The following is a 15,463-nucleotide window of genomic DNA, read 5'->3' as shown; positions in this document are numbered from 1 at the left end:
CTTACTAGTAGAGTAAGGGTTTTTTATCGGTTATCCATTTTACGTTCAATGCAGACTGCCCTTGAATACATCGCCCAGATTCGGTAATAAATACACCAACAGCGGCAATAAGTTCATCGTTATAATAAACCAAAGGTATTCTTTCTCTTAACCATGGAGCAACACCTAATTCTTGCCAAAGTTTTTTACTCCGCCTCGCGTGCTGGCGGCCAATAATTTTAATATTGCCTTTTAAACCAAATCGAATAGTCACCTTTTCATTTTGTAATGGAGCACGAACACTAATGCCTTTATCTACCACCCTAAGCGTCCCTAAATTATCGGGTAATTTAATGGCTGCAGGCAACTGCCACGCTAAACAAATTTTAGTCAGATCGTTAAATTGTGGTAGCAACCAAAGTTGTTGTTTAAAACGCCGAATAACATTGTTGTTAGCTAACTTAAATTGCGGTTCGGCATCTGGCCGCGCACAGATCACGTCTTGCCAAATCTGTTTTAATTGAACACGAGAAGGCATCAAAATTCGATGAAAACTCAACCAACGGCGTAATATTGCGTTACGTTTTATTGCAGAATAACTTGCTAAAGCATCAAGCTGCAAGGCTCCTTCTGCCGTTACTAGCTGAGATAAATAATCTTGTAGTAACTCATTTAGTAAGGCTTCTTGTTCGGCACATAAACTGGCACTTCTAGCCACTGCTTGCGAAAAATGCGGCCAACGTCGATTGAAATGTGGCATTATCGTCAAACGTAAAAAATTACGATCATAGCGCTGATCTTGGTTACTATCGTCCTCTATCCAAGAAAGTGCTTTTTTTTGCGCATAAACAACCAATTGCTGACGGCTAAAAGATAATAAAGGTCTGATTAAATAGCTATCAGCAAACGGCATAGAAATTGGCATGGCAGATAAGCCTGCTGGCCCACTGCCCCGTTTTAATGCTAATAAAAAAGTTTCTGCTTGATCATCTAAATGTTGGGCAGTAACAATAATTTCTTCAGGTAATAATATTTCGCGAAACGCTCGATATCGTGCATCACGCGCCGCTGCTTCTATCCCTTTTTTAGTCGGATCGATATAAACCGGCTGTGAATAAAACGCTACCTGCAAGTCGCAACAAACTTGTTGGCAATGGATAGCCCAATCATCAGCTTTATCATTAAGTCCGTGATGAATATAGACCGCACGGATGTTAAGATTTGGCACTGCGGTTTGACGTAATGTCACTAAGGCATGTAATAAAACCGTTGAATCCAGTCCACCACTGAAGCCTACCAACACTCGGCGTGTTGAGCCGATAGCTTTTATAATTTGGTTCAGTAATGCAGCCTCATCAACATTCATAATTATTCTTATTACCTCTTTTCGGCATTAATTATCTGCTCTATTTTCCACTCATCATACTAACAGTATTCATATAATATTTTGTATTAAATAAAATTTACTCAGAAAATAAAAGGAGAAATAAATTTTTTAAGGATCATTTCTGATAATAAATCAACGATAAAACATTTTACGCATTAAAAAATGGAAATAACCATTAATAGTTATTTCCATTTTATTCATTTGCTACCGCAATATTAGCAATAACCACATTCCATTAAACGTTGATAACGTCTGTTTATCAACTCTTCCGGACTAAAAGAATCGATATCACTCAAATCATTTAAAATCCGCTGTTTAAGATTATGCGCAATTTGCTCATAATTACGATGCGCGCCACCTAGCGGCTCTTCAACAATGTTATCAATCAGATTAAGTGATTTTAAACGCGAAGCGGTGATCCCCATCGCTTCAGCGGCTAATGGTGCTTTATCGGCGCTTTTCCAAAGAATAGAAGCACAGCCCTCGGGTGAGATAACAGAATAAGTACTGTATTGTAACATATTCACTTTATCACCCACACCTATAGCTAATGCGCCACCAGAGCCTCCCTCACCAATTACGGTACAGATAATAGGCACAGAGAGCCGTGACATTTCACGTAAATTACGCGCAATTGCTTCAGACTGACCGCGTTCCTCCGCCCCAACACCAGGATAGGCTCCCGGTGTATCGATAAAGGTAATAATCGGTAATTTAAAACGCTCTGCGATTTCCATCAATCGTAAAGCCTTACGGTATCCTTCCGGTGCTGGCATGCCAAAATTACGCCGAATCTTTTCTTTTGTTTCACGCCCTTTTTGATGGCCAATAACCATTACTGGACGCCCATCCAACCGAGCCAATCCGCCAACAATGGCTTTATCATCAGCATAAGCACGATCACCCGCTAGCTCCTGGAAATGAGTGAATATACGCTGAGCATAATCCAGGGTATAAGGTCGCATCGGATGACGAGCAAGTTGTGCTATTTGCCAAGCGCCTAAGTCAGAAAAAATTTTGCGTGTTAACTCTAAACTCTTTTCGCGAAGTCTAGCGACCTCTTCATCTAGGTCAATATCTAGCTTGGTATCCTGACGATTTACTGCCGTTAACGAGTCTATTTTTGCTTCCAACTCAGCAATCGGCTGTTCAAAATCCAGAAAATTAAGGCTCATAATATTCCTATTTAGTCAAATTCTAATTCTACCTGCTGATTACCTAGCAGAGTTCGCAGCTCAATCAGAAGATTATCTGTCGGTGTTACCCGCCAAGTGACGCCTAATTTTAATTTAGCGCGCGCGTCTTTTTTCTGATAATAAAGATTAACCGGTATTGTTCCTGAACGATAAGGTTCCAATGTGCTACGAAGACGGTTTAATAATTGGTCATCAATTTGTCTATCTGTCAATGAAATAGCAATACTCCGGGCATATTTTGCCCGAGCTTCGCTAAGATCCATCAATTCACGAACAGACATTTTATTACCACCATTGAATTCATCAAAGCTGACCTGACCTGTGGCAATTAATATTTTATCTTTCTCTAGTAAATGCTGATACTTTTCTAATGCATCAGAAAATAACATGATATCCAAGCGCCCAGAACGATCATCTAAAGTACATATGCCTATTCTGTTGCCACGCTTAGTTGTTACCACTTTAGCTGTTAGCGCTAAACCAACCACCGTAGACATTTGTCCCCGCGGCGTTGGATTCACATCCTTAAGTCTTAATCCACTAGTATAACGTTCAATCTCTGACAAATAGGCGGTAATAGGATGCCCAGTTAAATAAAGACCGAGCGTTTCACGTTCACCTTCTAATATTAAATGTTCAGGCCATTTCGCTACACTAGCATAAGATTGTTCAACCTGCTCAGGCGCTTCAGCTAATACGCCAAACATATCAGTTTGTCCAATAGCTTCTGCTTTAGCATGTTGATCCGCCGCTTTTAAGGCATCTTCTAATGAAGACATTAATGCGGCACGATGCGGACCTAAATGATCAAAAGCACCGGACATTATCAATTTTTCCATCACTCGACGATTAAGTTTTTTAGTATCGACCCGCGCACAAAGATCAAAAATTTCTTTAAAATAACCACCTTTTTGTCGAGATTCAATAATGGCTTCTATTGGACCTTCACCAACACCTTTAATTGCACCAATACCATAAACAATTTCACCTCTGTCATTGACATGAAAATGGTATAATCCACTGTTGATATCGGGTGGTAGTACTTTCAACCCCATACGCCAACATTCGTCAACTAAACTAACCACTTTCTCGGTATTATCCATATCCGCTGTCATCACGGCTGCCATAAATTCAGCCGGATAGTGGGTTTTTAACCAAAGGGTTTGGTAAGAAACTAAAGCATAAGCAGCAGAATGTGATTTATTAAATCCGTAACCGGCAAATTTTTCCACCAGGTCAAAGATTTTCATGCCTAACTCACCATCTATACCATTTTTAACTGCTCCCGCTTCAAAAATTGAGCGCTGTTGTGCCATTTCTTCCGGCTTTTTCTTACCCATTGCCCGCCGGAGCATATCTGCGCCACCTAGCGTATAGCCAGCAAGTACCTGAGCAATCTGCATGACTTGTTCTTGATAAAGAATGATACCGTAGGTAGGCTCTAAGACCGTTTGTAATGATGCATGCTGCCATTCAACATCAGGATAAGAGATGGCTTCTCGCCCATGCTTGCGATCAATAAAATTATCCACCATCCCTGACTGTAGTGGGCCGGGACGAAAAAGTGCAACCAAAGCGATCATATCTTCAAAGCAATCGGGACGTAATCGCTTAATCAGGTCTTTCATACCACGCGATTCAAGTTGAAATACCGCTGTCGTCTCTGCCCGTTGGAGCAGGTCAAAACATTTTTGGTCAGTAAGTGGGATCGTCGCGATATCAATGGGCGCTAAATTTTGTTTTGCTCGACGTTGATTAATCATATCTAACGCCCAACTAATGATTGTCAAAGTCCGAAGACCCAGAAAATCAAATTTTACTAGACCGGCGTATTCAACATCATTTTTATCAAATTGAGTAAGCGGGTTTTGCCCTTCAGGATCACAATAAAGTGGTGCAAAATCGGTTATTTTGGTCGGCGCAATCACTACTCCGCCAGCATGTTTACCTGCATTGCGCGTCACACCTTCCAGTTTACGCGCCATATCTATTAATGCCTTAACTTCCTCATCAGCATCATAAATTTCTTGCAGCTGTGGCTCAACAACAAATGCTTTTTCAAGGGTCATACCAGGATCAGATGGAACTAATTTGGCGATACGATCAACAAATCCATACGGATGCCCCAATACCCGGCCAACATCTCGAATAACCGCTTTTGCTGCCATGGTACCAAAGGTAATAATTTGTGAGACAGCTTCACGACCATACATTTGCGCAACATGTTCAATGACCTGATCGCGTTTTTCCATACAAAAATCGACATCAAAGTCAGGCATGGATACACGTTCAGGATTAAGAAAACGTTCAAATAGCAGATCAAATTCAAGTGGATCCAAATCTGTAATTTTTAATGCGTAGGCCACTAATGAGCCAGCACCTGAACCTCGTCCCGGGCCAACCGGGATAGCGTTATCTTTTGACCATTGAATAAACTCCATTACGATCAGAAAATAACCCGGGAAACCCATTTGGTTAATCACGCGTAATTCAGTATCTAAACGTTCATCATATTCAATCCGTCGCTCAGCTCTTTCTTTCTCATTGGGATAAAGGAATTGTAAACGTTCTTCCAGACCAGCTTTAGCACATTTGATAAGGAAATCTTCCGTTGCCATATCCCCAGTGGGAAATTGCGGCAGAAAATATTCACCTAAACGCATCATCACATTACAGCGCTTAGCAATTTCGACACTATTTTCAAGTGCTTCAGGAATGTCAGCAAATAACTCAACCATTTCCTGTTCACTGCGTAGATATTGCTGAGGACTATAATTTTTAGGTCTTTTCTGATCAGCGAGTGTAAAACCATCATGGATCGCCACCCGTATTTCATGTGCGGCAAAATCATCACTATTAATAAAGCGAACATTGTTGGTGGCTACGACTGGCACGCCTTTTTCAGCCGCCAATTGGACTGCTGCATGTAAATAACTTTCTTCATCAGGCCGTCCTGTCCTAACAAGTTCCAGATAATAGTTATTAGGGAAATGAGTTTGATAAAAATCCAAACATTGCTCAACCAGTTGCTGATTTCCGCGTAATAGAAATTTACCCACATCTCCCAGACAACCACCTGACAGTAATAATAGCCCTTCTTTATGGGTTACCAACCATTCTCGTTTGATTGTTGGTCCTATCGCGCCATAACCTTTTTGATAGGCTGCTGAAATAAGTAATGTCAGATTATGGTAACCTTTATTATCTCTAGCCAGGATGGTTAAGTGAGCAACTTCATCACCGAGTAACTCACTTTCTAGATAAAAATCTGCACCAATTATCGGCTTAATACCCTCTGCATGAGCAGCACCATAAAATTTTATTAAACCATAAAGATTGGTAAAATCAGTTATCGCCAGTGCCGGCATGCCTAATTCTGCCACTCGATTAACGAGTGGGTTAATTTTTGCTAATCCATCGATAATGGAATAGTCACTATGGACGCGCAAGTGTATAAAACGTGGTTCGGCCATTTTCTTAGCTATACTCTCTAGAATTTAGTACTCGGCGAACAGGAGCAAAACTTTTGCGATGAAACTGTGTTGCACCATGCTGAGCCAGTTTTTCTAAATGAAATGCTGTTGGGTAACCTTTATGTTGAGCAAAACCATACTCTGGAAAAAGGATATCTAACTCTCGCATTTCCCTATCACGGGTCACTTTCGCTAATATTGACGCGGCGCTAATTTCTTGCACTAAACTATCACCTTTAATAATTGCCTGAGAAGGTACAGGAAAACCTGGGCTCTTATTGCCGTCCACCAAAACAATATCAGGCCGAGTGGTAAGTCCTGCCACTGCTCTGCGCATGGCTAAAAAAGTTGCCTGTAATATATTGATTTTATCTATCTCTTCGGGCTCTGCACGCCCAATGCTCCAACATAATGCCTTGTCTAGAATCTCAATACAGAGTGCATTACGCCGCTTTTCGGTTAATTTTTTTGAATCCGCTAATCCTATTATCGGCTGTTTGGGATCTAAAATCACGGCCGCTGTCACCACTGCCCCAACTAAAGGTCCTCGGCCTACCTCATCAACACCAGCAATAAATTTAGCTTTAGGATAAATAAAATTATTCATTTTTTACTTACCTCCAAGACGGCTTCTGCCGCTTGTTGATCCGCATGGCAACGGATACTTTGATGTAGTTGCAAGAAGGTCTGTTTTAGCTGCTCAACCTTTTTTTCGTCGTTTAGCAAAGACTTTAGTGAGGCTGCTAAATGTTCAGGTTGACAATCTTGCTGAATAAATTCTTTAACCAATGCTTCGCCTGCTAATAAATTAGGCAACGAAATAAAAGGCGTTTTAACCAAGCGCTTAGCTAACCAATAGGTTATTGGCTTCATTCGATATGCAACTACTATTGGACATTTTGCTAACATACATTCTAATGAAGCTGTCCCCGAAGCTAATAAAGTAACATCAGCTGCGATCATCGCTATGCGCGCTTGGCCATCTAAAATTTTCAGTGGTAAGGTAGGTGAAACCTCACGATAAATCGCTTCAAATTGCTGCCGACGTTGTTGATTAACGATAGGAACTAAGATTTGCAATCGAGGAAAGTCTTTTAACAAAATTTGAGCAGCGTGCAAAAAATCTGCACTCAACATTTCAATTTCAGCACGGCGGCTACCTGGTAAAATAGCCAAACATTTAGCATCATTGGTGATATTGAGTTGTGCTCTGGCTGCCTGTTTATCAGGCAGTAACGGGATGATATCAGCCATGGTATGGCCGATAAAACGACAGGGAATGTCGTAGCGATCATAAAACCTTTTTTCAAAGGGTAACAAAGCAAGCACCAGATTTGTCGCCTCCCCTATCTTGAAAACTCGATCCTGTCTCCACGCCCAAACAGAAGGACTGACGTAATGAATGGTTTTTATCCCTGTTTGCTTTAATTTCCTCTCAAGCGTAATATTAAAGTCAGGCGCATCTATGCCAACAAATACATCAGGCTGCAAGTTAGCAAAACGTCTAGTTAGGTCAACACGAATTTTTAATAATCGCGGAAGTCGCCCCAAAACTTCAACTATCCCCATAACAGCAAGCTCTTCCATCTCATACCAGGCTTCACAGCCCTCTGCTTGCATTAATGGGCCGGCAACACCGACAAAACGCGCATTAGGAACTTGCTGTTTTAACGCACGAATAAGACCGGCACCAAGTATGTCGCCTGATGTTTCTCCCGCAACGAGACCAATAGTCAAAGGTCGTTGTTGAATTGCAACTTGATGACTATTCGCCAAAAATTTCTCCTATTCAGATTGCTTGTTAACGAATAATCCCGCGGTTAGATTGCGCTGAATTTTCTAAAAAATCACTCAATATTTTTACCTGTTGATTATTTTTGCCTAGTTCAACCAATTCTTGTCTGGCCTCGTCTAGCGTTTTACCACAGCGGTAAAGGATCTTATACGCGTTCCTAATCGCATGTAGTGATTCTTTATCAAAACCACGACGTTTTAAACCTTCAATATTCACACCATAAGGAGTCGCATGATTGCCTTGTGCAATGACATAAGGCGGAACATCTTGGGCAACACCGGAACAGCCTCCAACCATAACATGAGCGCCAATTTGGCAAAATTGATGCACCGCACTCATACCACCAATAATGGCATAATCATTCAGTTTAACATGTCCACCAAGCGTACCGTTATTAGCAATTATACAATAATTGCCTAGCAAACAATCATGGGCGATATGGGTATTTACCATCAATAGATTATCATTACCTATTTTGGTTAAACCTCCGCCTTGCAGGGTACCTCGGTGAATAGTGCAACTCTCTCTAATGCGATTGCGATCACCAATCTCAACGCGCGTTTGCTCTCCTTGGTATTTTAAATCCTGATTAATTTCACCTATAGTAACAAACTGAAATATCTGGTTATTACAACCAATTTTGGTATTGCCATTGACAACCACATGAGATTTCAGGGTGGTATCTGCCCCAATTTCAACCTGAGAACCAATATAGCAAAACGGGCCTATACGGACATTCGCACCGATAATCGCGCCCTCTTCAATAATAGAAGAGGGATGAATAATCGCTGTTTTATTAATCATTTCAGCCCTCATTTTTACGCTTCTTGACTGCGAGCACACATCATTGTCGCTTCGCAGACAACTTTATCACCCACTTTTGCTATACCTTCAAAACGTGTCAAACCACGCTTCGTTTTAACAAACGTTACCTCAAAAATCATCTGATCGCCAGGTTGTACCGGATGTTTAAATCTTGCTTCGTCAATGCCAGCGAAATAATAAAGTTCACCAGGCTCCAATTTTCCGACACTCTTGAAGGCTAAAATACCAGCAGCTTGAGCCATGGCTTCAAGAATTAATACACCCGGAAATATGGGTTTACCAGGAAAATGACCTTGAAAGAAAGGTTCATTAAAAGAGACATTTTTTACTGCACGTAAAAATTTACTTTCTTCAAAATCCAACACACGATCAACTAACAAAAAAGGATAGCGATGGGGTAACAACCCTAAAATTTCTTCTATATCCAGAGTATGTTTATCACTCATAGAAAAGACTCTTCTTGTTTAAATTTAAAAAATCATATATTAATAATGCGGCCTGCTTTAACCCTAAATAAGGTTACTCACAGGCCGCAATTAACAAATCTACACAATGGTATTTAGTTATTTTTACTAAATACCTTACGTTCTAGTACCTTCAGTCGCTTAGCCATTTCGTTAATATTCAAGACTAAAGCGGCTGTTTTTCGCCAAACCTTATTTGGCTGTAATGGAATGCCTGAAGAGTATATTCCCGGCTCACTAATTGGACGCATTACCATTCCCATTCCGGTTATAGTAACTTTATCACAAATTTCCATATGTCCATTAATCACGCTAGCTCCACCGATCATACAATATTGGCCTATTTTCAGGCTACCGGCCATAACGACTCCACCTGCAATAGCAGTATGATCACCGATAATCACATTATGAGCAATCTGACATTGGTTATCAATGATGACCCCATTACCAATAATTGTATTGTCTAGTGCGCCGCGATCAATGGTTGTACAAGCACCGATTTCGACATTATTACCAATGATAACTGTACCTAACTGCGGTATTTTTACCCATTGGCCTTTTTCATTTGCATAACCAAAACCATCTGAACCAATGACTGTTCCAGATTGAATTAAACACTGTTTACCTATCTCGACATTATGATAAATCGAAACATTTGCCCATAAACGCGTAGACTGACCGATCCTGACATTTTTACCGATAAAGCAACCGGCGCCGATTATAACCTGATTACCTAATGTCACCCCTGACTCGATAACAGCATTAGCGCCAACGGCAACATCTTCACCGAGCTGAACATCTTCGGCAATAACTGCAGAAGGATGGATATTTTGTGCAGGTTTAGGCGTTGTATCCAAAATTTGAGCTAATCGCGCATAGGCAAGATAAGGATCTTTAACCACTAATGCTGCTATTTTACTATCTGGTAGATCCTTCTGCTTTAATACCACAGCAGCAGCTTTACATTTTGCTAATTGCGTTAGGTAACGGCTATCCGATAAAAAAGTAATTTGCCCTTCCTTCGCTAAATGCATAGGTGCAATACTGGTGATGATAATATTACCATCACCATGTAGCTGCGCGTCCAATTTTTGGGCTAAATCCGCTAATCGAATAGAAACCATCTATTATTTAACCTTCTTAATAACCAGATCGGTAATATTTTTCAGGTTGGAACTGTTTTCTGGGTAGAGAACCGTACTCGCGTCTACCACAACGTCATAACGCTCTTTCTCAGCAACAGCTTTGGTGGCCGTCTTTATAGTTTGCAAAATTTTATTGCGCTCTTCTTGCTGACGACGCTGGTTATCTTGTTCAAATTGCTGTGCTTTTTTAAGAAAATCTGTCCGTTTAGCCTCAAATGCTTGCAGATCTTTCTCATTAGGCTTAGCCGCATTTTTTTGCAATTTTTCTGCTCGAGTCTGCAAATCTTTTTCCATATTTTGCAACTCGTTTGCTCGTCCTTTAAACTCTTTTTCAAGTTGCTTAGATACCGCTTTTTTGGTCGCTATGTCCTGAAAAACTTCACCGACGTTAATAACGGCAATTTTCTCGGCATAAGCACTGGTAGATACGGATAAAATTAAACCTAAACCTGCTGCACACAACAATTTTTTCACACTAAACTCCTTATCTCTTATGAACTGACCACAAGCGAATTGATGAATTGAATTGACGTTTTACCACGTCCTACCGATATTAAACTGAAACTCTTCAGATTTGTCACCTTCATAATCTTTTATTGGCTTGGCATAAGAAAAGACCAGTGGGCCAAGCGGTGACATCCATTGCAATGCAATCCCTGTCGAAACTCGAATATTGGATGCCTTACCATAGTCAGGCATTCCTGCTCTCCAGCTTGCCGGGGTGTTACTCCAATTCGAATCCCAAACAGTACCCGCATCAATAAAGAAAGAGGTTCTGATTGAATTAGCATACTTTTCATCAATAAACGGGGTTGGCGTAATTAACTCTAATGACGCTGTTGCCATTGCATTACCACCAACAGCATCCGTTGATGGGCTGCCCGATTTTGGACTTATGTCACCCTTTTTATCTTTTTCAAGATAAATTGCTTTAGGACCGATATTATTGGAACGGAAACCACGTACCGTTCCGGCACCACCAGCATAAAAGTTTTCATAAAACGGTAATTCTTTACCGCCAAAACCATTACCGTAACCCAGCTGTGCTCGACCTAACAATACCCATTTATTATCTTCATCAATGGGATAATATTGCGATGTATCAAACCGAATCTTATAGTACTGATTATTAGAACCTGGAATAGTGATCTTACTATTTAATGAGGTTTTATTGCCCGCTGTCGGGAAGAAACCACGATCCAGGTTATTATAAGTCCAGCCTAAATTAAGGGTAAAATCATTAGCATTATAGCGCGCTTTATCATCAAAATTGGGATTTTCGCCCATACTTTGTAAATAACGCCACATCCCAACTTGAGCTTTCATATCAGATAGGGAGTTATGAACAAAACCTGCTCCGATTCGAAACGCATTATTTTCATTAAAAGGAAAACTCAAGGTACTATCAACACCATAAGTTTTATTATTATAGCGTGAAAGATCGGCATCCTTGGCACTAAAATCATTATAGAATAATCGCCCACCTAAGCTAACCCCATTAACTGTAAAGTAAGGATCAGTTAATGATAATTCCGCATAAGTCGAATAATCATTCTTGCTGGCACTAATACCAACGGCATTACCTGTACCAAGCCAGTTTTCTTGTTGAACGCCGACTTGGAAACTGATACCACTCTCAGTACCAAAACCAATACCAAAGTTCATCGAACCGGTATTGCGTTCTTTAACTTTATAGATAACATCAACTTCATCCGGTGTACCGGGTACTCGTTGCGTTTCAACATCAACGGTCTCAAAAAAGCCCGTTCGATTTAATCGTTCTTTACCCAGGTTAACCAAATCATTGCCTAACCAAGCGCCTTCCATTTGACGCATCTCACGACGTAAAACAGAATCTTTACTAACATCATTGCCGACAAAACGGATTTGGCGAACATAGAAACGGCTACCCGCATCAACATTCACATGCAGTTTTACCGTTTTATCTTCATCGTTGATTTCTGGTTGGGTAATAACACGGGGATAGGCATAACCATAACGGCCAAGGAGATCCTTGATTTTATTCTCCATGTTAGTGACTTCAGTACCATTATAAAGCGAAGCAGGTTTTATGGTGATTAATTGATTAATTTCATCATAATGACCAGCGGTTTCGCCATTCAATTCAACGCCTGATATGGTATATCTATCGCCCTCTGTAACATTGATGGTGACATAAATACCTTTCTTATCAGGTGTTAGACTGACATTGGTTGAATCGATATTAAATTTGGCATAACCCCGGTCGAGATAAAAACTGCGTAGTGTTTCTAAATCGCCAGCCAGTTTTTGTTTTTGATATTTTTGATCAGCAATAAAATTCCACCAAGGCACATCATCACGTAATTGAAAACGATTTACCAATTCAGCAGTGGTAAATGCTTTATTACCGACGATATTAATCTGTTGAATCTTAGCTGAAACGCCTTCAGAAAAGATTAATTTTAAGTCAGCACGATTACGCGGTAACGGTGTGACGATAGCTTTAACCGTCGCGTTATACTTACCAACACTGTAATAAAAATCTTCAAGACCCTTTTCGATATTCGCCAGCTTAGTGCGATCAAGAGCTTCACCAACGCGAATATTTGAAGCTTCAAGATTTTGCTTTAATAAATCGTCTTTAACTGACTTATTACCAGAGAATGTGATGCTTGCAATGGTTGGCCGCTCTTTTACTTGAACAATTAGCGTATTTCCATCACGCAAAACTCTAACATCTTCGAAATTACCCGTTGAAAATAGCGCTCGAATAGTACGACCTATATCGTCATTATTAATCGTATCTCCTACCCGAACCGGCATATTCAATAGTGCTGCACCAACGGCGACGCGCTGAAGTCCTTCAAAATGAATATCTTGTACTACAAACCCGTCTGAACCGTATGCAGTGACGCTGCCAAATAGCAGCGATGCTATGAGCAACTTTTTCATCGCCATTGTTGTTATGAGTATTCCTAACTAGTCTCTCTCTTAAAGACGAGAGAAATCATTGAAAAGTGCAAGCCCCATTAATAATATCAATGCAATAGCACCAATACGATAGCTGAAGTCTTGTACACGCTCAGACACTGGCTCTCCTTTAATCTTTTCGATTAGCAAGAAAAGTAAGTGCCCACCATCTAATACAGGCAAAGGAAACAGGTTAATGATCCCTAGATTGACACTAATTAATGCAATAAACATCAGATAATACACTAACCCGGACTCAGCGGAAATGCCGGCCCCTTTTGCAATAGAAACAGGTCCGCTAAGATTATTAAGTTTAATATCACCGGTAACCAATTTACCTATCATGCTTACTGTCAATTTCATTAATTGCCACGTTTTGTCCGTTGCCTGATACAGCGCATAAAACGGACCATATTGCTGAGTGATTTTATACTCATCTGCCAGTGGTATTACTGATAACTCAAGCCCAGCAAAACCAACTTGCTGGCCTTTAGCTATCGTTTTTACTTCAGGTGTTAACGTTAATTGCTGTTGTTCACCTTGTCTTTCGATAGTCAATAACAATGGAACGTTAGGACTTTGTCGAACAAAATAGGTGAATGGATGCCAAATATCTATTATTTGTTCACCCACTTTTACAATCCTGTCTCCTATTTGTAAACCGGATAATGCCGCCGCTGAGCCAGGTTGAATATTACGTACAACCGGATCTTGCCTGGCACTAACAGGCATAATTCCCAAAGATAAAACGGGATCCTGGGTTTCTGGATCAAAGTGCCATTCCCTTAAATCAATCACTTTGCTTATCGGCGTTGGATTTCCTATAGGTAAAACTTTTACTTTTAATTCTTCATCGCCAATTTTACTAATTAAGGCGAGACGAACTGCGTTCCAGTCAGGGGGTTCGATTCCATCTATTGATTTTAGTTCCATACCTGGTGAAATATTAGCTTGCTCAGCAATCGACTTTGATTGAATATCTTCAATAACCGGACGCACGGAAGGTATACCAATAATGAAAACTAACCAATAAGCAAATATTGCCAATAAAAAATTGGCGATTGGCCCAGCACTAACCACTGCGGCACGCTGACCTACTGTTTTATTATTAAAAGCAAAGTGGCGACGCTCTGGCGCTACAGGAGCAACTCGCTCATCTAGCATTTTGACATAACCACCTAAGGGGATCAGAGCGATAACAAATTCTGTCCCATGGCGATCGACTTTACGCCATAAGGCTTTTCCAAAACCAATGGAGAAACGCTCAACATAAATACCACAGCGCCTAGCTACCCAGAAATGGCCAAATTCATGTACGATAATTAGCACACCTAATGCAATAATAAATGCAGCTAAACTCCAAAGAAATCCCATGATATACCTTAAGAACTAAAAAATAACAATGTCAATCCTGCAAAGACAGGTATAGCGGCTGTCAAACTATCGATTCGATCTAATACACCACCATGCCCTGGAATTAAATGACTACTATCTTTAATCCCAGACTGACGTTTAAACATACTTTCCGTTAAATCACCAAAAACCGAGATAATCACAACAATAACAGAACAAAATAGTAAATTCTTGGGTATTAGCAAAACAGGAACAGATAAACTAAATAACCCGGCAATAATACCCGCTGTCAACATCCCCCCGAGCATACCTTCCAAGGTTTTACCAGGAGAAACCTTCGCTGCCAGTTTGTGTTTGCCAAATAAATGACCGAAAAAATAAGCGCCAGTATCTGCACTCCAAACTAATAGCATGACATAAAGTATCCACCAAGCGCCGATAAAATTGTTAATATGATAATCGACACTTTTTAACACCAACATGCCACAGTAAAAAGGTAAAATGGTTAAAATACCAAACAAAATTTTTAATATTACTGACTGGGACCAGAATCGAGCAGAAGTAGGAAAAGTGACAACCAAGATTATCGCAACTAACCACCAAACTAATCCAGCCGATAAAATATAAATAATCAAAGGCTCTGTTGTTAATTGACTGAGATCTTGAAATGATAATTGTAAACCCAATAAACAAATACCAAATAAAACAGCACATATAATTCGTTTAATCTGCGCTGTCCAGCCAATGAATTGGCTCCATTCCCAAGCAGCTAACGAGCAAATAACAATGATAACATAACCAAACAAATTAGGCGGTAAGAAAAAAAGTGCAGCGATAACTAATGGAATAAGTATGCTAGCTGTAATGATACGAGAATTTAAGTTTAGCAAAACA

General features: G+C 40.3%; 12 protein-coding genes. All 12 read right to left on the bottom strand.

Annotated features, from left to right (window positions below):
• Positions 1 to 4: 4 nt before the first annotated feature.
• Positions 5 to 1,345, bottom strand: coding sequence for a tRNA lysidine(34) synthetase TilS (gene tilS / locus ArsFIN_RS03020; RefSeq protein WP_026822069.1), 1,341 nt, complete (start codon positions 1,343 to 1,345; stop codon positions 5 to 7).
• Between the two features lie 236 nt (positions 1,346 to 1,581).
• Positions 1,582 to 2,541 carry an acetyl-CoA carboxylase carboxyl transferase subunit alpha gene (gene accA / locus ArsFIN_RS03015; protein WP_026822070.1) on the bottom strand — a complete coding sequence of 320 codons (960 nt, stop codon included), beginning with the start codon at positions 2,539 to 2,541 and terminating at the stop codon, positions 1,582 to 1,584.
• An 11-nt stretch (positions 2,542 to 2,552) separates the two neighbouring features.
• Positions 2,553 to 6,035 (bottom strand): DNA polymerase III subunit alpha, encoded by a 3,483-nt coding sequence (gene dnaE, locus ArsFIN_RS03010; RefSeq protein ID WP_026822071.1) that lies wholly within the window; start codon positions 6,033 to 6,035, stop codon positions 2,553 to 2,555.
• Positions 6,036 to 6,039: 4 nt separating this feature from the next.
• Complete coding sequence (rnhB, locus tag ArsFIN_RS03005) at positions 6,040 to 6,642, bottom strand: ribonuclease HII (RefSeq protein WP_026822072.1); 603 nt, start codon at positions 6,640 to 6,642, stop codon at positions 6,040 to 6,042.
• Positions 6,639 to 7,787, bottom strand: a complete 1,149-nt coding sequence (gene lpxB / locus ArsFIN_RS03000) for a lipid-A-disaccharide synthase (RefSeq protein WP_026822073.1) — start codon at positions 7,785 to 7,787, stop codon at positions 6,639 to 6,641. Before lpxB ends, rnhB begins: the two co-directional genes overlap by 4 nt.
• 49 nt (positions 7,788 to 7,836) lie before the next feature.
• Complete coding sequence (gene lpxA / locus ArsFIN_RS02995; RefSeq protein ID WP_026822074.1) at positions 7,837 to 8,634, bottom strand: acyl-ACP--UDP-N-acetylglucosamine O-acyltransferase; 798 nt, start codon at positions 8,632 to 8,634, stop codon at positions 7,837 to 7,839.
• A gap of 14 nt (positions 8,635 to 8,648) precedes the next feature.
• A complete protein-coding gene (gene fabZ, locus ArsFIN_RS02990) occupies positions 8,649 to 9,101 on the bottom strand; it encodes a 3-hydroxyacyl-ACP dehydratase FabZ (protein ID WP_026822075.1) in 453 nt (150 codons plus the stop codon).
• Positions 9,102 to 9,214: 113 nt separating this feature from the next.
• Complete coding sequence (gene lpxD / locus ArsFIN_RS02985; RefSeq protein ID WP_026822076.1) at positions 9,215 to 10,243, bottom strand: UDP-3-O-(3-hydroxymyristoyl)glucosamine N-acyltransferase; 1,029 nt, start codon at positions 10,241 to 10,243, stop codon at positions 9,215 to 9,217.
• Positions 10,244 to 10,246: 3 nt separating this feature from the next.
• A complete protein-coding gene (locus tag ArsFIN_RS02980; RefSeq protein ID WP_026822077.1) occupies positions 10,247 to 10,738 on the bottom strand; it encodes an OmpH family outer membrane protein in 492 nt (163 codons plus the stop codon).
• Positions 10,739 to 10,798: 60 nt separating this feature from the next.
• Complete coding sequence (gene bamA, locus ArsFIN_RS02975) at positions 10,799 to 13,204, bottom strand: outer membrane protein assembly factor BamA (protein WP_026822078.1); 2,406 nt, start codon at positions 13,202 to 13,204, stop codon at positions 10,799 to 10,801.
• A 33-nt stretch (positions 13,205 to 13,237) separates the two neighbouring features.
• The gene (gene rseP / locus ArsFIN_RS02970) at positions 13,238 to 14,593 is read right to left on the bottom strand and encodes a sigma E protease regulator RseP (RefSeq protein ID WP_026822079.1); all 1,356 of its coding nucleotides are present in this window, start codon (positions 14,591 to 14,593) and stop codon (positions 13,238 to 13,240) included.
• Between the two features lie 5 nt (positions 14,594 to 14,598).
• Positions 14,599 to 15,459, bottom strand: coding sequence for a phosphatidate cytidylyltransferase (gene cdsA, locus ArsFIN_RS02965; RefSeq protein WP_034249301.1), 861 nt, complete (start codon positions 15,457 to 15,459; stop codon positions 14,599 to 14,601).
• Between the last annotated feature and the right edge of the window lie 4 nt (positions 15,460 to 15,463).

It is taken from the genome of Arsenophonus nasoniae (assembly GCF_004768525.1).
In the GTDB taxonomy this organism is placed as follows: domain Bacteria; phylum Pseudomonadota; class Gammaproteobacteria; order Enterobacterales; family Enterobacteriaceae; genus Arsenophonus; species Arsenophonus nasoniae.
The sequence above is the reverse complement of the archived record's forward strand: the minus strand, read 5'-3'. Positions and strand labels throughout refer to the sequence as shown.

Bases quoted from the DNA above. Each gene is read 5' to 3' on its own strand.
- lpxA (WP_026822074.1), bottom strand. From the start codon at position 8,634: ATGATTAATAAAACAGCGATTATTCATCCCTCTTCTATTATTGAAGAG.
- tilS (WP_026822069.1), bottom strand. From the start codon at position 1,345: ATGAATGTTGATGAGGCTGCATTACTGAACCAAATTATAAAAGCTATC.
- fabZ (WP_026822075.1), bottom strand. From the start codon at position 9,101: ATGAGTGATAAACATACTCTGGATATAGAAGAAATTTTAGGGTTGTTA.
- rnhB (WP_026822072.1), bottom strand. From the start codon at position 6,642: ATGAATAATTTTATTTATCCTAAAGCTAAATTTATTGCTGGTGTTGAT.
- accA (WP_026822070.1), bottom strand. From the start codon at position 2,541: ATGAGCCTTAATTTTCTGGATTTTGAACAGCCGATTGCTGAGTTGGAA.
- lpxD (WP_026822076.1), bottom strand. From the start codon at position 10,243: ATGGTTTCTATTCGATTAGCGGATTTAGCCCAAAAATTGGACGCGCAG.
- bamA (WP_026822078.1), bottom strand. From the start codon at position 13,204: ATGGCGATGAAAAAGTTGCTCATAGCATCGCTGCTATTTGGCAGCGTC.
- dnaE (WP_026822071.1), bottom strand. From the start codon at position 6,035: ATGGCCGAACCACGTTTTATACACTTGCGCGTCCATAGTGACTATTCC.